Below are 20,564 nucleotides of genomic sequence, written 5' to 3'. Positions count from 1 at the left end.
AATGGGCTACCGCAAACTCTCGGCTCGCCCCAGGCATCATGCCCAGGATGCCGAGGCGGCTGAGGCATTTAAAAAAACTTTCCCGCCGCAGTGGCAGAGATCGCCGCCGGTTCCTCCAAGGGCAAAGTGATCGAAATCTGGTATCAGGATGAAGCCCGTGTCGGGCAAAAGAACAAGATCACCCGCCGCTGGGCCAAGCGGGGATCGAGGCCATCCGCCCCCCATGACCAGCGGACACGCTCGGCCTATATCTTCGGCGCGATCTGCCCCAGGCACGGCAAGGCCGCAGCCCTCGTCATGCCTTGGGTAGCGATACCATGCCATGAACCAGCACCTGATCGAGATATCCCGCAACGTCGCGGACGATGGCCACGCTATCCTCATCATGGATCAGGCCGGATGGCACATGTCCAACAACCTCATCGTTCCTGAAAACATTACCATCCTGCCACTGCCGCCCAAGTCACCCGAGCTGAACCCGGTCGAAAACATCTGGCTGTTCATGCGGGACAACTGGCTCTCAAACCGTGTCTTCAAGTCATACGAGGAGATCGTTGACCCTTGCGGCTACGCCTGGCGAAAACTCCAGCAGCGGCCATGGAACATCATGTCCATCGGCCGACGCCAATGGACCCATGGGTTCTGATCAATGAGAGTTGGTATTACGCCGATGAGGCTATAATTCTAACGGGGATTGCAGAAGCAGAGGGCTCGTTTAGCCTAACACCCACTCCCGTTTCGCTGCCAAACCGTTTTTCTGGTTTACGAGGGTACGTGAGATCCGCTCCGACTGGCAATGGCGTACGTATGGTGTCTGCATTCAGCGTTGCAAATTTTTATCGCATTTAATATGTATTCAATAGTCCTTAAGGAAATTTCGAAAGGCTTGCTCATGCCCGATACGCAGAAAGACAGAACAAATGCCTTGCACGTCCGTCTCGCTGAGACACAGCTTGCCGCGGCTATCATCTCTGATCCCGACACCGTGGCCTATTATGCCGGGTATTGGAACTATCTGGGGATCGAATTTGGCCGTCCCACGCTTTTGATCGTGACCGCCGAAGCTGCGCCGATCCTTCTGACACCTCTGATGGAATCGGACATGTGCGCGCGTATGACATGGATCGGCGATATTCGGCCCTGGACAGATGGCGGAACAGAATGGAGGGGGCCGCTGGCAGACATCCTGGCGCAGTTGCCGGCGGGCCCGATCGGTATCGAGGCGCGCACGATCCCAAGCCTGGTGCGGAACGCGATCGAGCCGCTTCTCGGCGGTCGCGCGATGACAGATGTGGGACCGATCATCGCCCGCCAGCGGATGATCAAATCAGCGGATGAAATCTTGACCATGCGACAGGCCGGACAGGTGGCGATCGCAATGATGGATGGTGCCCGCTTGATGATCCACGAAGGAGCGCCTGAATTCGAGATTACGCTTGCGGCCATGGTCGCCGGCACGCGAGAGGCCGCCAGCTTGCTGCGCGATCCGGAGGACCGCTTTGTCTCGCCGATCATCCAGAACGTTCAGATCCTGCAATCGGGCACGGACACCTGCATGGTGCACCGGCGCGCTTCGACGCGACGGCTGGCGAAGGGTGATCCTGTCTATCTTTGCTTCTGCGGCATGGTGTCGTTTCGCGGCTACAAGCTCGGCTTTGACCGCGAGTTTTTCGTCGGCGAGGTCTCAGCGGAGCAAGCACGGGTGCAGGGGGTTGCAATCGCGGCGCAGAAGGCAGCCTTATCGTCCATCCGGCCGGGAATCACGTGTGAAGAGGTGAATGCCGCTGCCGAGGTCGTCTACGCGGAAGCGGGTTTCGCACCCGGATATCGGACGGGCCGCTCGGTCGGTATGTCCCTTCTCGAAGCGCCGGAACTGAAGCGCGGGGAGACCACGCCGCTGCAAGCGGGCATGACCTTTGCGGTCGATGGCGGCATCACTCTGGCAGGCACATTTGGCGGGCGCATCGGCGACTCGATCGTCGTGACAGAGACCGGCTTCGACTATCTCACCCCCTATCCCAACGAGATCACCGTTTTAGGGTAATGCCCCCGCCCCGCCATTGCGTTCCCCCGGGCAGAAGCATAGCACGCTGGTCCGCCAAACTTTGATCATGTGTGCGTCCGTAGTTCGCGTGGAGAAGCGGGCGCTGTGGCGACAAGAGCAACTTTGGATGCCCAACAGAGGCGTCGAGGCGCCTTTTTCGAGCGCAGCGACTGCGATGAAAGCGTCCCGCTCTGATCAAGGGCGGTTCGGCTATCCCAGTCCTGCAAGCCAAATCGGCTCGGCCGCGATTCACGGCCGAGCTAACGGTTGATAATCTCGCGCCGCTCAATCCGCGATGTGTAAGAGATCCTCAAGGACTATGCGGATTTGAGGCCAGGGAAATTCCTCGCTCCCTTCGCGCGGTTCCCCGGTCGTCAACATCGCATGCAGCTTTCCCGCTGCTCCCGCACATGTCCGGGCCCGGGTCATCCAGAAGGTCTCGAGCAGATCCTCTTCGTCCTCCAGCGCTTCTCTTTCGGCATTCTGGGCGCGGCTATATTCGAGGCGCTGATCCATTTCCGTCCAGGCCTTCTGGCGGGCCGCGAGTTCAGATATGGCCCTTTGACGCCTGATCGCGCTTTCCGGTTCGCCCCCAAGCCAGTGTTCGATCTCGGTCTTTGTGGAGACGATCATCGGCTTGGTGCGTCCGCCAAGGCTCAACTCGATCTGCGGAAAGCCGACGGCATCGACAAGCCGGCTTTCAAGCCGCGCCTGCCACCGCCCGAGCGCGCGGGCCTTACGGTTGGCTGCCTGCCAGTCGCGCCAGAGGACCAACGCGGGATCCTGTTTGCAGGCTGAAGCATCCTCCCTGTCTCGGGCCGGTTGCATTGCGGTTACACGGGCCGCAAGTGTGGTCGTCGCCATTTGCAGCAGCGTCCTGCGGGTGACGGAAGGCAAAGTTCTGCTACTGTCGGAATCAGCCATGATCCGAGCTCCCTGAAGCTGGGTTGTGGTCAGGCTGGGTGGCGTGTTCGAGGACGCTGCCCAGCCGTCTTGCAGATATAGAAGTAACCGTCCCCGCTTATTCGGTCAATAATCGGGGACGGTTAAAGGAAAGCCTTTTCTTTTTTGACAAAGTAAACAGGGCCGATTAATCCCAGCTCATGGGACGACCACCGCTCAATGTCAAAGAAACAAAAATCCGCCTTTCGCAGGAAACGAAGGAGCGGATTGTCGCGCTGGTCGGCAACTATCGGATCGCAGCCTTCATCCGCGAGGCGGTCGAGAACGAGCTGGCCCGCAGGGAGGTCGAACGCGATAAGAGCAGCTGACAGGTCGTCACGAGTCTGTCCTCTAAATGCCAAGGAGATCCATTCCAGCGTCGCCGGCCAGATAGCGAACCAGAATGATGGTATCGATGCCGATTATTTGCTGTTTTCACGCGGCAATCGCGTCCTGCATACTCTTGAGGCCGACAGGTCGATCAGGGTGGATTGGTGCCTTTCGAGGTCTTGATCGAGCCCACGGCAAGCACGAAGGCGTAAGGCCTTCGTCCATGCGGGTGAACCCAACCTGATCCCTCTGGTGAGGCTTATGTCGTGACAGAATCTGTTGCGGGACACTCATCTGCCCTTCGATGTTACGGTCGCTGCAGGCATGCCTTTCTCCCTAGAAATGGAAACGATGACGACAGACCTGACATTTTGAAGCGTCGATCGATGCGCTTGATAGAGAGTTCGCGGTTAAGTCATCCCGATGCCCATGCAGAAGCTTCGCATGTCCCCATGCGCGTTCTGTACCAGCTTCATCGAGCGACATGGGGACAAGGTGAAGAAGCCACTGGTCATGGAAGATATCAGCGCGATTGGCGCTACCGCCATGCCGCGCGCGAATGATGTTCTTGGCCCTATGTAACGCTCACTGGAGAGGCCGATCATCCTGCTCATCTTCGGTGGCAAGGGCCTTCATAAGCGCCATAATCCTGCGCCGAACCTCGGTGCTTTGAATCTGCAGGAAGGCTTGGTTGAAACGGATACCCTCGAGGGTTGGCAGTATCCGATGCCTCTCCTCCGCCTTCCAATTTTCAGCCGCCTGTTCCCCCTGCCCAGGTAAATCCTCGAAGAAGTAGGAGACGGAAACACCAAGCACCTCAGCCAGTTTCTGAAGGCGGCTCGCGCTCACCCGGTTGGTGCCAAGTTCGTATTTCTGAATCTGCTGGAACGTGACGCCCACTTCGGCGCCCAGATCGCCCTGGCTGACGCGCAACGCAAGACGCCGTATGCGAATGCGTTCGCCCACATGAATGTCAACGAGACCAGTGCCCCTCGATGTCGCTCGATTTCTCTTGCTGTCCATATTGTCCCCTGCGGTTCGAAAAGCTGCGCAATGGCGCGATTTCTTCAAGTCATCTGACCGCCGCGAGAGGCAAAAGAAATCCAGTCATTCGAACAGGTTAGCGCTTGCGTTGCACCAGCAAGTCCAGATTTGGCTGGAATGGCGATTGCCGATCGATGAATATGGCCACTGTCTACAATCCGCCCAGAACACATGGCCCACAACGGCGACAGGGCGCACTTCCTATTGGGTCAAGGACGACAACCCTGGCATGAATTGGAGGAGTGAGCGCCTGATCGACCCGGCAGAGCTGCGACGGCAAAAGGCGGACGGGCCTGCCTGCGCCGCTGACAGTGTCGTGTTGTTCCTGATCGCGGCTATGAGGTTGGGCGGGCGGCTAGCGGTTGGTGACAAACTTAACCGCAAAATACACACTATAGTCGATAACACAAGAGCCTCTAAACTGCCATCCAATAAGGCATGGATATGCGCAGGATCGTTGGCGACAACTTTGGACGCTTGAGGCGGGAAAAGGGTCTTACCCAGGAACAGGTTGCAGACCTGTCTGGGCTAAGTCAGCAATATCTGAGCGATCTGGAACGGGGCAAAAGAAACCCCACTGTTGTCACCCTGTTCGAGCTGGCGCAGGCTTTAGGGGTTACGCCGACGGATCTGATTAAACCGGCGGTCGGCCAATCCTGAAACGCGACCCGACCTGCAATCACGCAAACTGGATGCCCCAGACATCGAGTTCTTTCGGCATCATCTCCTCGGGCATAGACAGGTGAAACGAAGCATAGACATAACCCGTCGTCCGCTCGAGCCGGTCGTCCACACCTGAGGATTTCATCGTTGCGAGGATTGCGCGCTTCTCCTTGAGCGTCGAAAAGCGGCGCTGGCGTTGGCACCAGCTCTTGATCTCGCGCGTCGCCAGACGATAGCGAGACAACGTGTTTCCGATGTTGTCGTAGGAAAAAGGATGCATGACGAAACAGGCGACCCAGGGCCTGAATTGCGCAACGGCGCCGTAAAGACGATCGAAGCTTCGCTCAGTCACGTATCCGACGCAGCCCGTGCTGATGATCAGGTCCACGTCGGCTAACAGGTCGACCTCGCGCTCATTCAATGCGCATTGCTCCAGATCGGCGGTGATGACGGCATCGACAAGTCCTGTTTCCCTTGCATAGCCCGCAGCACGGACCGCCGGATCAATCCCGACGATGATCAGGTCATGACGGCGAAGGCGCTCTGCGAAGAAGCTGCGATGCGAGGCGATGTTTCGGCGCCGAAGCGTGCCGGATCGCGATGCCGCGGCATAAAGCTCGTCCAGCGTCATGGCGCATTTGAGCAGGGCGGCATTGATCCCATAGGAACAACCGACATCGACGATCTTGAGACTGTCTTTCCGCTTCGCCTTCATGCAGGCGGCGATAAGGCGCTCGAAGGTCGGCTTTGCATTCTGCGGGATGACGTAGTCCAGCCCCAGATGTGCCTGCAGATAATCATGCGGCCATGCCTGGTCATAGGTAGGGGCAAAATCATGTTTGATTCCCCCCAGGTCGGACGCCAGTTGCCTTTCTGAAGACATGGGTTTTCTCCACGGCCGCTGTTGAGGTCGAGTTGAGTTGTTCTCGGATTTGGATGTGGCCGCTACCTGCTGCCGATCTCGTCAGAGAGCAATGGCGGCCATTGTCCGCCAAGTGTGTCCTCCATTCTTTTGCATTGCAAAATACATTCGCGCGTAGATTGCGCAGATCCGTCCCTGGAATGGAAAAGTGCTGCCGGTATACAGGCTTAAGCGGAGCGTATGTCGGAGTTGACAATACATATTTTAATATGTAATTTGCTTGAAAATCACAAAGGGAACGCATGTGTCTGTCATCTCCATGAATGATGAATGGGAAACGCCGCGCGTAAAATTCAGCAGCATACACCGGACCTTGCGCGACCGGATCTGCCTCCTGGACTATCCGCCGGGAACAGCGCTCAGCGAAACGGAACTCGCGCGCCAGTACGGGGTGAGCCGCACGCCCATCCGGCGTGTCTTGCAGATGCTTGAGGCTGACGGTCTGGTTGAAACCAAGCCGAATGTCGGCTCCATCGTGACCACGGTCGATCTGAAGGCCCTGCGCGATGCATTCGCGTTGCGCATCAGGTTGTCGGAACTTCTGGGCGACATGAATCCAGTCAGTGACTTCGCTCCAGTGCTGGCCACATTGGACGCGTTGCTGCAGCAGTGCCAGGCTCTGGCCTGTGAGCCCGACAATGCCGCTCTCTGTGCGGCAAGCCACCGCCTTCAAGAGGCGCTCCTGAGCCTTTCGGGCAACTCCGAGTACCGGCTTGTTACAGACAGCCTCTATTTCAAGACAGTCCGCTCCTACTACATGATCCTGCCTGATCTCGACTGGTCCATGGAGGCCAGAGCACAGCTCGAGGAGGTTCAGGACATCATTGTGTCGCTGCGGGCGAACGACATCCGTGCCGTTGGCTTGATCCGCCGTAACCACATTGCCCGAACGCTCTCGCGGATCATGAGCTTCATGATGGGTGGCGCCCTGACAATCGCCGAGGCGACCGCATGATGTCGCAACCAAGCACCGAAAACAGCGCGTCAAAGCCCGTAACCCTGAGAAGCATCGTGAAGTCCTACGACGGCAAGACAGCGGTCGTGAAAGGAATCGACCTCTCTGTCGCAGCAGGGGAATTCCTGACGATCCTCGGTCCATCCGGCTCCGGCAAGACGAGCCTCTTGATGATGTTGGCGGGATTTGAACTGCCCTCTTCAGGCGAAATCCGCTTCGGGGACAGCGACGTATCCCGCCTGCCACCGCACAAGCGCAATATCGGGATGGTGTTCCAGCATTACGCCCTGTTTCCGCACATGACGGTCGGGCAGAACCTCGCCTTTCCGCTCCAAGTGCGCGGCTATGACCAGGTCGAGATCGCAAGGCGCGTGGCCTGGGCTCTCGAGCTCGTGCGCCTGGCAGGGGTTGAGAGCCGACGTCCCGCGCAATTGTCGGGCGGCCAGCAGCAGCGGATCGCTGTGGCGCGCGCGCTCATCTTTAGACCGGAACTCGTCCTCATGGACGAACCGCTCGGTGCGCTCGACAAACAGCTTCGTGAGCAGATGCAGGAGGAAATCGCCCGTCTGCATCGGGATCTGCGGCCGACTGTGATTTACGTCACGCACGACCAAAGCGAGGCCATCGCCCTGTCCGATCGTGTCGCGGTCTTCGACAGCGGTCGGATCTCCCAGATTGCGCCGCCACGAGAGTTGTACGAAGCACCCGCAAGCGCCTTCGTGGCGACCTTCATCGGCGAGAACAACCGCATTCCGGCCAAGGCCGTCGACCTGTGCCCTTTTGCCCGATTCGTCATCCCCGGCGACCGCTTCGTATCGGCGGTGCCCATCGGCATCGAGACAAAAGGGGCGGACTGCTGCGTGATGGTGCGCCCTGAACGCCTGCATTTCCTGGCATGTCAACAGGAGCTGGCGAACAGCATTGATGCCGTCGTCACCGGGGTCACCTATCACGGCGACAGCATCCGCATCCGGGCTGAGATCACTGGAAGCACGACGGAACTCATCTCCCGGCAGGCTAACGATGGTCAGCGGCCAGTTCCTCGCATCGGGGAACCGATCCTGCTGGGGTGGCGGACCGAAGATGCCCGCGCTTTTCCCAATACTGCCCATCAACATTCCGCCAACACCTGACTCAAGGATCAGCTTATGTCAGCGTCCCGTTTCCTTTGCGCAACAAGTGTTGCGATCCTGTCTGCTTGCCTTTCATCCGTCCAAGCTGCGGATGCCCTGACGATCGTTTCCTATGGTGGTCAATATACGGCCAGCCAGCAAAAGGCCCAGTATGAGCCGTTCACACGCCAGTCAGGCGTCGAGATCAAGTCCGTCGACTATAATGGCGGACTTGCGGAACTGGTCGCACAGGTTCGCTCGGGCAGTGTCAGCTGGGACGTCATCGATGTCGAGATGCAAGATCTCGAACGCGGCTGTGCCGACGGATTGTTCGAGCGCATCGACATCGGCGAGCTTCCTGCCGGAGCCGATGGAACAGCGGCTCGAGAGGACTTTTTGCCCGGTTCCGTCCATCCCTGTGGCGTTGGATCCGTGGTCTGGTCAAACGTCATCGCCATAAATGACGAAGCCTTCACGGACAGTCGCAAGCCACAGACGGTCGAGGACTTCTTCGATCTCAAGTCCTTCCCCGGCAAACGCGGCCTGCCCAAGCGCCCCAACGCGCTCTTGGAATGGGCGTTGATGGCCGACGGAATCGAGCCCGCGGCTGTCTATCAAGCGCTTTCGACACCGCAAGGCCTTGATCGTGCTTTTCGCAAGCTCGACACGATCAAGGAGGAGTCCGTGTTCTGGGAGACGGGAGCGCAGATGATCCAGTTGCTGGTCGATGGCGAAGTTGCCATGTCCAGCGCTTACAATGGTCGGATTCAGAGAGCCATCTCTGACGATGGGAAGCCGTTGCGCATTCTCTGGGACCGACAGATCTGGAACGCCGACTATTATGCCATCGTCCGCGGCACCCATGACAAAGACGCCGCCAATCGGTTCGTACGCTTTGCGACGGGGACCGAGGCGCTGGCAGCCCAAGCCAGGTTAATTGCTTATGGTCCCGTACGCCGCTCGGCAGAGGCGCTGATTGACCCTGTTATCGCCGCCCGTCTTCCGACTGCGAAGGCAAATCTCCGGAATGCCCTGGCCTTCGACGCCAAATGGTGGATGGAGCACGGCGATGCCGTAAACGAACGCTACGCGGCTTGGCTTGCGCAATGAAACAGACTGCACACCTTCGATCAGGCTGGATGCTCGTTGTCCCGCTGCTGTCATTCATAGCCGTGCTCTTCGTGGTCCCGATCGCTACCATGCTTTGGAAAGGCATTTACGACGCGGAAGTCGCCGATCTTCTTCCGGCGACGACCAGATCCCTCGCCCTATGGTCCGATGAAGGGAAGCTGCCGCCCGCCGCCAGCTTGGCGGCCTTAGCCGATGATCTTCGCACGCTCGACAGAAGCGGTCGTGTGGCCGAGCTTTCGTTTCGCATGAACCGCAAGCGACATGGCTTTCGCGACCTCATCGAACGATCCGCCATCCGGCTTCGCGACGAGGGCACGAAATTGGAAGACATCGATTCACGATGGAGCGACCCTGTCAGTTGGCAAGTCTTGAAGCAGGCCACAGAGGTCATCACGCCCGACCATCTTCTCAATGCCCTAGACCTCGATCGGATGCCTGATGGGAGCATCAATCGGCAGGACGAAGGGCGACGGATCTATCTTCGCCTTCTGGGGCGAACGATCCTGGTCGCCGCGATTGTCACCTGCATCTGCGTTGTGCTCGGTTATCCCTTCGCCCATATCCTCGCCGCCGCAAAAGGGAAACGTCGAACAGTCCTGCTCTTCGTCGTCCTATTGCCTTTCTGGACATCGCTTCTGGTTAGAACGACCGCCTGGATTGTCCTGTTGCAGAGGCAGGGCGTGATCAACGAACTGCTGGTGTCAGCGGGCATTATCGCAGACCGCCATCGCTTTGCCCTGATCTATAATTTCTCCGGGACGATCATCACCATGGTTTATGTCCTTCTGCCGTTCTTTGTGCTGCCACTTCAGGCGGTCATGCGCGGCATCCCTGGCCAGTACGTAAAGGCAGCTGCGAGTCTCGGCGGCAGCCCTATCCGTGTGTTTCAGCGGATCTACCTGCCGATGACCATGCCGGGCGTGGCCGCGGGTGCATCGCTCGTCTTCATTCTCTCACTTGGCTACTACGTGACCCCAGCACTGGTAGGCGGCAGAACCGGACAGCTCATCAGCAATCAGATCGCTTTCCACATCCAGAGCAGCCTCAACTGGGGTTTGGCGGCAGCGCTTGGTACCATTCTCCTGGCCCTTGTCGCCGCGATGTGTCTCCTTCTGTCGCGCTTCGCAGGACAAGGGAGGATTACGCCATGAGAAGCCACCCCGATCGCGTTTTCGGCCTCATCGCTGTCCTGGTTGCAGTCTTTCTTCTCCTCCCGATTTTCGTCATCATTCCCCTCTCCTTCAATCCCGAGCCATATTTTTCGTTTACCCGTAAGATGATCCTGCTTGATCCCCAAGGATGGTCTTTGCGCTGGTACAGGGAAGTCGCGGAGAGCGCGCAGTGGCGGATGGCTCTTCGCAACAGTGTGACCATCGCGGCAATCGTCACCCCTGCCGCGACGGTCTTAGGCACCTGCGCAGCAATGGGTCTGCGGCGTCTTTCGGGGCGTCAGCGCACTGCTGTTGCGTTGGTCATAAGCTCCCCTCTGATCATCCCAGTGATCATCGTTGCGACCGGCACCTATCTTTTCTTCGCTGAGCTCGGGCTTACACAATCGCTGGTCGGGATTGTGCTCGCGCATATCGTGCTCGCATCGCCCTTCGTCGTCGTCACGGTGAGCAGCACTCTGAAGGCCTTCGATGCGCGACTCCTTCAGGCCGCCGCGACACTCGGGGCATGTCCGATCCGCGCCTTCATTCGCGTGACGCTCCCCCTGATGTCACAGGGCATTCTCGCCGGCGCGCTCTTTGCTTTCGCGACATCCTTCGATGAGGCCGTCGTGACATTGTTCCTCGCGGGATACGACCAGCGCACGATTCCCCTGCAGATGTGGTCAGGGGTCCGTGACCAACTCAGCCCCGCCGTTCTGGTCGTGGCCAGCCTTCTCGTTCTCACAATGTCGGGCGTCGTCGCCCTGGCCAAAATTGTCGAACGCCTCCTGTTTCAACAAAGGAAAGCATGAATGACTAAGGGTCTGCATTGCGATTACCTGGCAGACATCGTTGCCGGTCTCGCCAGTTTTCCATGGTCGCTTCGCTATCTCGATACCGTCGGCTCATCGGATGGAAGTGGAGCCGTTACCGGAGCAGCGGAGCATTTCGATGCGTTACGAAAGCTCGGGCATCGTGACCTCGGCGACATTCCGCCCCCGCCCCGTTTCTGTATTCCGAGCGGACTCGATGACTAAGAGCGAGTTTGCCTCCATCCGCGCACTTCGTGCCACCTCCAGCACGGCGACAGCGAAAACCATCGGCCGGTGTCGCGCTCGGGCGCGCGACCTTAACGACACGACAAGGGCCTACATTACGATCCTAGAAAAGGAAGCGGACAGCATACCCGCAGATGAGAGCACGACCCGCAACCTGCCGCTTGCAGGTGTCCCCTATTCCTGCAAGGACGTGTTCAAGACCAAAGGCATTCTGACCACAGGAGGCTCACGGTCTCTCGCAGCTCACGTGCCCGATCAAGACGCGACAGTGGTCGCCATGCTTCGGAAAGCGGGCGCAATCCTGGTTGGCAAAACCAACCTGCACGAATTCTGCTATGGTATTACCGGCGTCAACGAGACCTACGGCACGCCACCCAACCCGTATGATGGGAGTCGGATTGCAGGCGGATCGAGCAGCGGATCGGCAGTCAGCGTCGCTACCGGTTCGGCCGCTTTCTCGATTGGCTCGGATACCGGCGGATCAATCCGGGTTCCAGCCGCGCTCTGCGGCCTCGTCGGCTTCAAACCAACCTACGAACTGATAAAGACAGAGGGAATGATCCCGTTTTGCTGGACCCTCGATCATATCGGCATCATCACGCGCAGCTGTGTTGATGCCGCGCCAATTCTTGAAGTTCTTGCAGCCTGGGTCGATACGGATCAGGGCTATCCGGTTTCGCCTCTCGAGGAAAGGCTTCTCAGAAGGCGTGAAGCTATATTGCTGGGCCTGAAAATCGGGGTCATGCGTCGGCACTTCTTCGAGGGGCTGGATCCGGAAATCCGCGCAGCGACCGAAGCGGTTATGACGCAATGCCAGCGGCTCGGCGCCGTTCTCGTTGAGCTGGATACACCCGATATGGGCGATGTACGTTCGGCGTCACTGGCCATTCAGCTCGCGGAAGCTTCGTCATGGCATGGACCTCGCATGGGCGCCGAAGCGCACCTTTATGGAGACGACATCCGGCGCGGCTTGATGCAAGGTCAGTTCATTCTGGCCGAACATTACGTGCAATCCCTACGGCTGATGGAGCTCAAAAGACGGGAGTTCGCTGCGAAAATGCGCCATGTTGACGTTCTTATCACCCCTACGACACCGATCGTCGCGCCTTGGCTGGGTCAGAAGGCGGTGGAGAACGAAACCGGCGAGGAACTGGTCGGCAATGCTCTTACCCGCCTGACCTGCATCTTCAATCTAACCGGAAACCCGGCGATTACGCTTCCATGCGGCCGGCACTCAAGCGGGCTGCCGATGGGCATCCAGCTCGTTGGCAAGCCCTATCAGGACGCCAAACTGCTTGAGATCGGCAACGCAATTGAGACGGTTCAAGAAGCCGGATGGTAAGCGGTGTTTTCCTCACACATTGACCAGGCTTGATTGGGCTTACCGAAAAACTCCGCTACAACATTGACGGCAAGAATACGCCAAAAGTGGCCATTCGCTTTTGGCAGCGCGCTGTCCCATGTGGGGCCGTGATCCGCCTGTCCGCTTTCGACGACTGATTGGACAAAACTGACATTCACGCAGAGTAAGTGTATTCGGCCCGCTCCTCGTTTCGTCAGCGTCCAACAGCTAGGTCGAGATACGCTACCGCATGGTCGCGTAGCTGCATGAGGACCAGCCGCCTAGAGTCTGTCAGTTTTAGTTTGAACCGTACCCCGCATGTCTGAGGTAGTTGGAGCACTCTTGGGGGCTGAAAGCCTTCAGGAGTTCTCCGATGCGTCTCCATGTTGTTTCGACGGTTCTTTCATCCGCCTTTCTGACGAGTGTCTTGAGTTTTGCGAACATCATCTCGATGGGATTGAGGTCGGGACTGTATGGCGGCAGGAAGAAGAGGTGCGCGCCGGCATCCCGGATCGCATCTCGGGCCGGTTTTCCTTTGTGGCTTCCCAGATTGTCGAGGATGACGATATCGCCGGCTTTCAGAGTTGGCACCAGGCATTGCCGGACCCATGCTTTAAAGGCGACGCCATTGATGGGGCCATCGAGGACGAAGGGGGCAACGATGCTGTCGCGGCGCAAACCGGCCAGAAAGGTCAGCGTCTTCCAGTGACCGTGAGGAACTTTCGCGATGAGAGGCTCTGAACCGAGCCGGGTTTGCCGGAGGCCATTTGGTTTGAGTTATGCGGCTATGGCTGTTTCGTCCAGTATGGCGTAATACCGCTCTTCAGCTTCGGCTGGCGGCATATTATCGATTGGCTCGAGAAGTCGTCGATGGCTGCCTATGGCTCATAATCCGAGCAAGTTGAATTACATTCGGCCAAGAAGATCGCCGCCAGCGCTTTCGGCAAAACCTCGGGAAGGCGATCAATCTGCATTTGCAAGAACCGGTCAATTCTGCTTGCAGCATCATCGTGATCACCACGACTAAGGGCTGCAACGATTTCGTGCAACTCATCCGCAAGCCATTTTCCCCGGCGTATCGCCTGGATATCGTGTGTGCGGACGAAATGCGTGCGATCGCAAATGTTCTCAACAATTGCAGCGATTTCTTCGTTGGCCGACATTTCCGCCACTCCCGAATAAATTCGCTCGATGAAGAAGGCGGTTTCGGCCGACTGCGCCTGCAGCACCCTTGATGCCCGATATCTCGATTTTTGCGCCAAGGCAGCAGGAGCACTGATACGATCAAACGGAAACCCGCGCCTGGTCCCGCTAAGACAGCGAGGAATGATTAAGCGCGCTAACATCAACAGGTCACGCATCTCGCCAAGATGAAGATCACGGACCCGGAAACCGCCCTCCGTGTCGACCGCAACCAGCCGCTCCGCGTGAAGTCGGATCAGCGCCTCGCGAACAGGTGTGTTGCTCGATCGAAAGGCCAGAGAAAGGCGAGCAATGGAGAGGTGTTGGCTTGGGCGCAGGCGGCAGCTGACAAGATCCGCCTTCAACTTTCCGTAAATCGCCCTATGACGAGACCGCCGCGTCATGCTGGTGTGCCGATGATGCGAATCCAGACTCATGCTACGTCGCGCACGCCTCCATCGTTTGCCTCTCCTGTTCGGGAGCCTGTCCCTCACGGGAAGCAAGGCGATTGTTCTCCGTGATGTCCGTCATCGACTGATGGAAGCCGACGCAAATATCATTAAGCGCACGGGCCAGCGCGGACGCATCGGTCACGCGGCCGTCTCTAATTTCTCCACTGACCAGATTGGAAATCGCGCCGAGGATGCGATTACCATCCTCAAACGATAGCTCGAGGCGATTGTCCTCATCCTCATCCGCATCCGCTTCGACAGCGTCCCCGGCGATGTCGGTGTCAATGGCCGGGCTAGACCCGCGCGAGAAATAGAGACCAGACGATGGCACCTCTGTGTCGAGCCGCTGGCGCACCATGTTCCAGCGGGCGGCGACCATCGCCTCGCGCAACGGCCAAACAGCGTCGAGGGCTGCTCTCCGCTCCCGTCGTCCCTTCCGACCGAACAGGCTTCGATCCCCGCGCAGGCGCCCGATCGTGTGGGGTGCCGTTCGCAGGCGCAGCAGGAGTTCGGTGATCGCTTCGTCCCCGATTGCCTCGAGTGTCCGGTGATATGCATGAATGAACGGAGCCGGATCGGCAAACACGTCCCGGGCGCGCGATGCGACCGCCGCATCGTGTTCATCGCCTTGATCCGATTGGAGGACCGTGATCTCACCAGCAGGTTCAAGCTCAGCTGGACGAGGTGTGAAGAGCGGCCGTTCCGATCGTGGCGTGAGATCAGGAATTCGGAGATCTTTACAAAACCGTGCGACCGCTTGCCGCCGGGACACAAAGCGGTCGTCGCTGTAAAAGTTCAGCTTGTTCAGGATCGCGCCATAGCCGCTGCGCACCTGCAGAATCGTCTTCGCGTCATCGAGGCGTTGAACCGCATCCGGATCCAACAGAGGAACCAGCTCGAACCGACCCTGCGATGGGGTCTTTGCGGTCAGGACGCCTCTGTTGCGGCCCCACCCCTCGCGTTCCTCATATTTCCTGCCCAAGCTGGCAGATACGAAGCGCGCCGTCGCTTCATCTCCGACGCCGATATAAAGCTTGACGTCCATATTGCCGATCAGGGCATCGCGCGCCTTCGTGCCATAGCGTTCATCGATCTGCGGCAGGTTCTGCGCGATCAAGGCAATGGTCAGCCCGTAGCCGGCAACCAGAGGTGCGCGTTTGACGACCTCTGGCAGGCGCTCGAACTGATAAAATTCGTCGAGCATCATCAGGACACGGTGCTGCTCATCCGGTCCTGGCAGTTGGCGCAGCATGATGTCGTGGATCTGCTGGATCAGCAGACGGATCAGCGGTTCGACCGTTCCGAAGTCGGATACGGGACTGGCGATGAACAAAGAGAAGGGCTTGCGGCGCAGCTCCCGGATATCGAAGTCGCTGGCCGCACAGGCTTGCGCCATCAGCAGATTGTTGAAGGGCGCAAGCGCCGTGATGACATGCCCCTCGAACGAGGGTCGTTGCTCCTCATCGCGACCGAGATGCTGCCGGAAGCCCGCGAGGATGAAGTCGTTCAAATCGGGTTCTTCGGCAAGGATGCGCTTGAGAAGGTCGGAGAATGGCAGGCCGGTCGATAGCATGCGGAGCACGCAGCGCAGGTTGCGCTGCCCCTCCATCGTCTCTGACTCCATAACGTACCCGATCAGGGCTGCCATCAAACCGCGCGCGGTCTGCTTCCAATAGGCATCCTCCTTCTCGCCAATCGGCAGCAAGCTTGTGGCGAGGTTGAGCAGGTCGGTCGCCCGCTCCGGCCACGCCCGTACAAAATCGAGCGGGTTCCAGCGATGCGATTTTGCGGAGCCGGGCGCGAACACGAAACATTTCTGGGCGAGGGCAAGGCGTGCAGGCCCCGTTAGCGTGTAATTTTCCAGCTTCACATCGAGAACGACCACTGAGCCCTGGAACTCCAGCAGATTGGTCATGACGAAGCCTCTGCCTTTGCCGGAGCGGGAGGGGCCGTTGACGTAGAAATGACTGTCGCCGCTGTAGCGCACATCGACCGCCGAGCGCCCCCGGCCAAAAGTGCCGAGCAGGATGGATCGGCCGGGTTCTCCGCCGAGCAGGCCAGCGACTTCGAGATCCTTGCGTGTGGCGAAACGCGATCCATCCTTCGGCGGTCGAACCTCCCAGGGACGAAAGGTAAGCAAGACGATACCAATTGTCGCGAGGATCGCATCGATGCCGGTCGCCATCGATGCGATCACGATCAGCCGTCTGACGTTCGAGTTGGCGAGATAGGTCCAGGCCTGCTTGACCGGCAGCAGCAGATCGTCGCCGGTGAAGGCGTTCCACATTGCCGTGGATTTCAGGAGGAAGAAGCTGGCAGCGGCGTAGTTCGCAGACCAGGCGCAGAAGAGTGCGGCGGCGGCGACAAAGGGTCCGAGGCCGATGAGAGCGATCTTTTCGAACCGCTTCATGCACCCGGCCATTTGTTGAGATAGATCTCACTGACGCTGCGCTTCATGGTGAGCGGATCGCGGCGAACCTGCACGATAACCGGGACCACGAACCGCACGAACTCCAGAAGCTCTGATTTCGACAGGCCGAGCCCTGCCTGCATTGTCGCCATGGCAAGCCGCTCGTAAGCGCCGTGCGGATTGTCGGCATGGAGCGTCGACATCGACCCCGGATGGCCGGTGTTGACGGCCTGCAGAAACGAAAAGGCTTCGGCCCCGCGGATCTCGCCCATGACGATGCGATCCGGCCGAAGGCGAAGTGCGGCTTCGAGGCAGTCCTGGATCGTCGTCTTCGCCCTCCCCTGCCCGCCTTTCGAGGCGACGAGCGCCAGATGGTTGGGCTGCGACGGCCTGAGCTCACGCGTGTCCTCGATCGAGATCAGCCGCTCCCACTCCGGAACATCCTGGAGAAGACCATTGAAAAACGTCGTCTTTCCAGACGATGTGCCGCCGGCGATCAGCATCGTCACCCGGTTCTCGACCGTAAAGCGGAACCAGTCACGACGGGCTTTGGGCGTCGGATCGCGCAGACGATCGATCAGCTCACAGTCGAGTTCCGACAGCACGTCATCGACCGCTCCTGGACCTATGACTTTGACGCAGTCGAGCCCGCCGAGTTCGACATAATCGTCGAGGCTCATGTCGCGAATGACCTGCTTGCGGATGGCGAAAGCCCCGCCTAAAGCGGCAACCGGCGCAAGCACCGCCTGGAACCGTTCTCCGTGCGGCATGGCCGCCGACAACAAGGGCGTCTCTTCATTGACGTTCTGCTGGGTCGAGCCGGCAATCATCTGGGCGAGCGAACGGATTGCCCGTTCATCGAGGGACGGCACGTCGTGGCGGACCATCCTTGCGCAGTCCATGCGTTCGACCCAGATTTCGCCTGGACGGTTGCACATGATTTCGACGACGGCGGGATCTTCCAGCAGAAAGCGCAGTGGCTGCGCCATCTGACGGAAGAAGATCGGTAGGTTATCCCAGAGCGAGACGACGTCAGCGCCGCGGTCTGCCTGGCGCATTGCGGAGTTCATGGATGGCCTCCTTGACGGGATCGGGGTAGAGCGCGGAAAAGTCGAGGTCGCGCCGGACGAACACCATGATCTGCCTGCCCTGGTTGACATGGATCGTCGGCGGAATGTTGATCGAGTCCTTCAGCGCCATGTTGGCCATTTCGGCCATGGTCTGTGAGACGGTCTGCTGAGCCTCAGTCTGGGCGTTCACCCCCATCTGCGACGACGACGAGGATCCCGGAGCGGAGCTGCCGTCGGTGTTGAGCCCTGCGATGAAGGAGGAAACACCACCGACGAGGCTCAGCATCGACGCCGCGCCGAAGCGCTCGATAAAGTGTTTGTCGACGGCACCGTTCAGCCCGGATCGGCCGAGGTCGTCGGTCCCGTAGGAGCCGAGGGCAACGGAGGTGCCGTCAGACCGCAAGGCTCTGGTCCAGATGATCAGGACACGCGTCTGGCCACGGGCGAGCCCGCTCTTGTATTCCCCCGTCAGCATCGTCCCCTTGGGCAGCAGGATCCGTCGACCGTCGAAGGAATAGACATCCGTGGAGATCACGGCGCGGACCATGCCAGGTAAATCCGACTGGATCGCGGTCTCCAGCACCCCTCGGATCATCGTGCCTTGCGGGATCAGTGCGTCGATTCGATCATTGCGATTTGCCCTGACGGTTTCGACATCCTGCGCCGATACGACGGCAGCAAATCTTCGGTTCGGATCGTCATCGGCCGACATTCCCGTCGCAGGCGGAGAGGAGGGATCGGAGAAGGCGCCCGGCAGGCCGCCCTGTTGCCCCTGATCGACGACGATCATGCTGGAGCGCAAGCGCGCCTGCCTGAGCTCCTCTGCCTTGCGAGCCCGCTCCGCCTCCTCGGCCGCCAGGCGTGCGGCGGTATCGTCCACGGGCGGCGCGGTGACGATGACCGGTTGGGCGGTCGGCTGCTCGACCGGGACAGGCGGCGGCGCGATCACCAGCTTGTTGTCCTGCTCGTCCGGTGGTTCAACCGGGTCGAGATGCAGATGGGTCGAACGGCTCGCAGTCTTGAATTCCTCGCGTTCCTTGTCAGCGCCCAGCGACTGTGGATGTCCAAAAGAGACATAGGCGGCGTATGCCAGCACGCAGAGCGCGGCGGAACCGAGAAGGATGGGCACGAGCCCGCTATTCCTTCCCCGGCGCGGCCGGGCGACCGTCTCGGTAATCCCAGCCTCTTCTTCGAAATCACCGCTCATGGGAGGCACCATGACCAGGGGCGCCGACTATGACGACAGGCTTCTGGACCATCTTCTTCATGTTGAAGACACAGGTCGTGATATCGCCGTTGCGCAATGTCCATTGCCGCGACACCTCGTCGACGACGATATACTCCCCCTCGCGCCGAAAATTGACGAGCGTCTCATTGCCATTGGATTTGACGGCAAAGATCGCCGGCAACTCGCCGCTGATTTGAAAAAAGGTCTTGTTTCCATCGTCGAAGACCGCCGTCGGACGATGATCGACGGCTCCCTTGAAACCGTAGTCGACGTTAAGCCCGGCCGGGCCTGCGAGCGCGGCCTTGATGTTCGGCGTCGCCGCCTGTTCCTTGGCCGCAGCCAGGAGTGCTGCATTGCCGGCATCCTCCGGATAGGAGAAGCGCAGCTTGATAACTGCAGTCCGGGTGTTGCCGGGCCGCGCGCCTGTCAGCATGAAGGTATAGACCCGCTTCGTGGTCACGACATTCATGTTGGTCACCGCGTTCGGCTCGAGCGGCTTGATGAACAGAAACCGCTTCGACTGGTCCGGTACAGCCTGCCAGCCGACCGTGTCGCCCATCGCCACAGTTGCGATGCGCTCGTCCTCATTGAAGACGATCATGGTCGATACGCCCAGCATCCCGGCGAGATAGACGATATTGTCGCGCTGGAACGGCACGGTACGGATGCGCTCGTCGGTCTTGACAGAGCGCGGCTGGATTTCCGAGTGGGCGCCGCCTGGCTGGAGGGCGGCCAGGGCAGCGAAGGTAAACGACAAGGCGCGTATCGAAGGGATCATCGGCCATCCTCCCCGATGGTGACGGTTTCCTGATCCCGGCGGTACTCGGTGACCTGGAAGCCAAGCGGATTGTCGAAGCGCCAGTCGTTACGCATCGGTTCGGAGGTGTATTTGAACCGAACGTTGGCCACCCAATGGTTGGTCTCGCTCGAAGCTCCTCGGCCCGTGCGCGTGGTGGAGAAGCGGACGGCGGCCGTCTGCTCGTTCAGGAAGATGATGCTCTTCACCGCAACAGAAACGGTCGTGTCGGCACCGTAGAGCTTGACGGGATTGTTCGGGTTGGCGCCCGAGAAGGTGTTGGCGAGATCGTCGGCCGTCTTGCCAGTGGAATAGAGCGAGGCGAGATCGAAATTGTCCCGCAGGCTCTTCGGATCATAGGTTTCGCGCGCACGCAGGAACCGCACGATGTTGGCGCGCGTCACCGCTTCGTTCTGCGTCAGGTCCCCACTGTCCCTCAGAGGCCGGCTCGCCTCGACATAACCGGTGGTCTTGTCGACCTCGAGCACGACGACATCGAAAGTCCGTAACGGAAGCGTCGCCCATAGGAGCCCGGTCATGGCGATCAGCGCAACAGCAAGCAGGGCGGCGATCGTCCGCCACACCGCGCGGGATGCGGCGACGGAACGATAGACCGATTTTTCCCAGCGCTCCCCTTCCTGATAATAGCGCGGATCTATTCTGGTGTCTGTTCTGGCGCGTTCCGCCGTCCCCACGGCGGCGATATCATTTCCTGCCTGCATTCACCCTGTT

General features: G+C 59.3%; 18 protein-coding genes and 2 pseudogenes. 10 read left to right on the top strand and 10 right to left on the bottom strand.

Annotated features, from left to right (window positions below; all coding sequences use genetic code 11):
• Positions 1 to 646, top strand: a pseudogene (locus tag BJF92_RS26045) (IS630 family transposase); the annotation flags it as partial.
• Positions 647 to 892: 246 nt separating this feature from the next.
• Positions 893 to 2,044, top strand: coding sequence for a M24 family metallopeptidase (locus tag BJF92_RS09650; protein WP_075634543.1), 1,152 nt, complete (start codon positions 893 to 895; stop codon positions 2,042 to 2,044).
• 285 nt (positions 2,045 to 2,329) lie between these two features.
• Here the strand turns inward: BJF92_RS09650 and BJF92_RS09645 are convergent, their stop codons facing one another.
• On the bottom strand, positions 2,330 to 2,968 hold the full coding sequence (locus BJF92_RS09645; protein WP_075634542.1) for a hypothetical protein: 639 nt from the start codon (positions 2,966 to 2,968) through the stop codon (positions 2,330 to 2,332).
• A 179-nt stretch (positions 2,969 to 3,147) separates the two neighbouring features.
• On the opposite strand from BJF92_RS09645, the gene BJF92_RS25745 reads away from it, so the two are divergent.
• Complete coding sequence (locus BJF92_RS25745) at positions 3,148 to 3,315, top strand: hypothetical protein (RefSeq protein WP_198931539.1); 168 nt, start codon at positions 3,148 to 3,150, stop codon at positions 3,313 to 3,315.
• Positions 3,316 to 3,901: 586 nt separating this feature from the next.
• On the opposite strand, the gene BJF92_RS09640 is transcribed toward BJF92_RS25745, so the two are convergent.
• Entirely contained in the window at positions 3,902 to 4,339 is a 438-nt protein-coding gene (locus BJF92_RS09640) for a helix-turn-helix domain-containing protein (protein ID WP_075634541.1), read from the bottom strand.
• Between the two features lie 459 nt (positions 4,340 to 4,798).
• Here BJF92_RS09640 and BJF92_RS09635 point away from each other — a divergent pair, with 459 nt between their 5' ends.
• Positions 4,799 to 5,020, top strand: coding sequence for a helix-turn-helix domain-containing protein (locus BJF92_RS09635; RefSeq protein WP_075634540.1), 222 nt, complete (start codon positions 4,799 to 4,801; stop codon positions 5,018 to 5,020).
• Between the two features lie 19 nt (positions 5,021 to 5,039).
• Here BJF92_RS09635 and BJF92_RS09630 read toward each other — a convergent pair whose 3' ends face one another.
• Positions 5,040 to 5,906 (bottom strand): class I SAM-dependent methyltransferase, encoded by an 867-nt coding sequence (locus tag BJF92_RS09630; RefSeq protein WP_075634539.1) that lies wholly within the window; start codon positions 5,904 to 5,906, stop codon positions 5,040 to 5,042.
• Positions 5,907 to 6,189: 283 nt separating this feature from the next.
• Here BJF92_RS09630 and BJF92_RS09625 point away from each other — a divergent pair, with 283 nt between their 5' ends.
• The 6 genes from BJF92_RS09625 (at position 6,190) to BJF92_RS09600 (ending at position 12,694) form a co-directional block, all read left to right on the top strand.
• Positions 6,190 to 6,900: a GntR family transcriptional regulator gene (locus BJF92_RS09625; RefSeq protein ID WP_245294711.1), complete on the top strand. Its 711-nt coding sequence runs from the start codon at positions 6,190 to 6,192 to the stop codon at positions 6,898 to 6,900.
• A complete protein-coding gene (locus BJF92_RS09620; RefSeq protein ID WP_075634552.1) occupies positions 6,900 to 8,033 on the top strand; it encodes an ABC transporter ATP-binding protein in 1,134 nt (377 codons plus the stop codon). Before BJF92_RS09625 ends, BJF92_RS09620 begins: the two co-directional genes overlap by 1 nt.
• Before the next feature lie 15 nt (positions 8,034 to 8,048).
• Positions 8,049 to 9,122, top strand: coding sequence for an ABC transporter substrate-binding protein (locus BJF92_RS09615; protein WP_075634538.1), 1,074 nt, complete (start codon positions 8,049 to 8,051; stop codon positions 9,120 to 9,122).
• The gene (locus BJF92_RS09610; protein WP_075634537.1) at positions 9,119 to 10,294 is read left to right on the top strand and encodes an ABC transporter permease; all 1,176 of its coding nucleotides are present in this window, start codon (positions 9,119 to 9,121) and stop codon (positions 10,292 to 10,294) included. Before BJF92_RS09615 ends, BJF92_RS09610 begins: the two co-directional genes overlap by 4 nt.
• Positions 10,291 to 11,106, top strand: coding sequence for an ABC transporter permease (locus BJF92_RS09605; protein WP_075634536.1), 816 nt, complete (start codon positions 10,291 to 10,293; stop codon positions 11,104 to 11,106). The genes BJF92_RS09610 and BJF92_RS09605 overlap by 4 nt, the downstream gene beginning before the upstream one ends.
• Before the next feature lie 139 nt (positions 11,107 to 11,245).
• Positions 11,246 to 12,694, top strand: coding sequence for an amidase (locus BJF92_RS09600; protein WP_075634535.1), 1,449 nt, complete (start codon positions 11,246 to 11,248; stop codon positions 12,692 to 12,694).
• 297 nt (positions 12,695 to 12,991) lie between these two features.
• Here BJF92_RS09600 and BJF92_RS09595 read toward each other — a convergent pair.
• The 7 genes and pseudogenes from BJF92_RS09595 to BJF92_RS09565 form a co-directional block, all read right to left on the bottom strand.
• Positions 12,992 to 13,426: pseudogene (locus tag BJF92_RS09595) on the bottom strand (IS630 family transposase); the annotation flags it as partial.
• A gap of 146 nt (positions 13,427 to 13,572) precedes the next feature.
• Positions 13,573 to 14,313 carry a GntR family transcriptional regulator gene (locus tag BJF92_RS09590; protein WP_075634534.1) on the bottom strand — a complete coding sequence of 247 codons (741 nt, stop codon included), beginning with the start codon at positions 14,311 to 14,313 and terminating at the stop codon, positions 13,573 to 13,575.
• A 1-nt stretch (position 14,314) separates the two neighbouring features.
• On the bottom strand, positions 14,315 to 16,738 hold the full coding sequence (locus BJF92_RS09585; RefSeq protein WP_075634533.1) for a type IV secretory system conjugative DNA transfer family protein: 2,424 nt from the start codon (positions 16,736 to 16,738) through the stop codon (positions 14,315 to 14,317).
• Positions 16,735 to 17,808 carry a P-type DNA transfer ATPase VirB11 gene (gene virB11 / locus BJF92_RS09580; protein WP_245294709.1) on the bottom strand — a complete coding sequence of 358 codons (1,074 nt, stop codon included), beginning with the start codon at positions 17,806 to 17,808 and terminating at the stop codon, positions 16,735 to 16,737. Before virB11 ends, BJF92_RS09585 begins: the two co-directional genes overlap by 4 nt.
• A complete protein-coding gene (virB10, locus tag BJF92_RS09575; protein ID WP_075634531.1) occupies positions 17,771 to 19,015 on the bottom strand; it encodes a type IV secretion system protein VirB10 in 1,245 nt (414 codons plus the stop codon). The genes virB11 and virB10 overlap by 38 nt, the downstream gene beginning before the upstream one ends.
• The gene (locus tag BJF92_RS09570; RefSeq protein ID WP_075634530.1) at positions 19,005 to 19,814 is read right to left on the bottom strand and encodes a TrbG/VirB9 family P-type conjugative transfer protein; all 810 of its coding nucleotides are present in this window, start codon (positions 19,812 to 19,814) and stop codon (positions 19,005 to 19,007) included. The genes virB10 and BJF92_RS09570 overlap by 11 nt, the downstream gene beginning before the upstream one ends.
• Complete coding sequence (locus BJF92_RS09565) at positions 19,811 to 20,554, bottom strand: VirB8 family type IV secretion system protein (protein WP_075634529.1); 744 nt, start codon at positions 20,552 to 20,554, stop codon at positions 19,811 to 19,813. Before BJF92_RS09565 ends, BJF92_RS09570 begins: the two co-directional genes overlap by 4 nt.
• Positions 20,555 to 20,564 lie beyond the last annotated feature (10 nt).

The organism is Xaviernesmea rhizosphaerae, from assembly GCF_001938945.1.
In the GTDB taxonomy this organism is placed as follows: domain Bacteria; phylum Pseudomonadota; class Alphaproteobacteria; order Rhizobiales; family Rhizobiaceae; genus Xaviernesmea; species Xaviernesmea rhizosphaerae.
The sequence above is the reverse complement of the archived record's forward strand: the minus strand, read 5'-3'. Positions and strand labels throughout refer to the sequence as shown.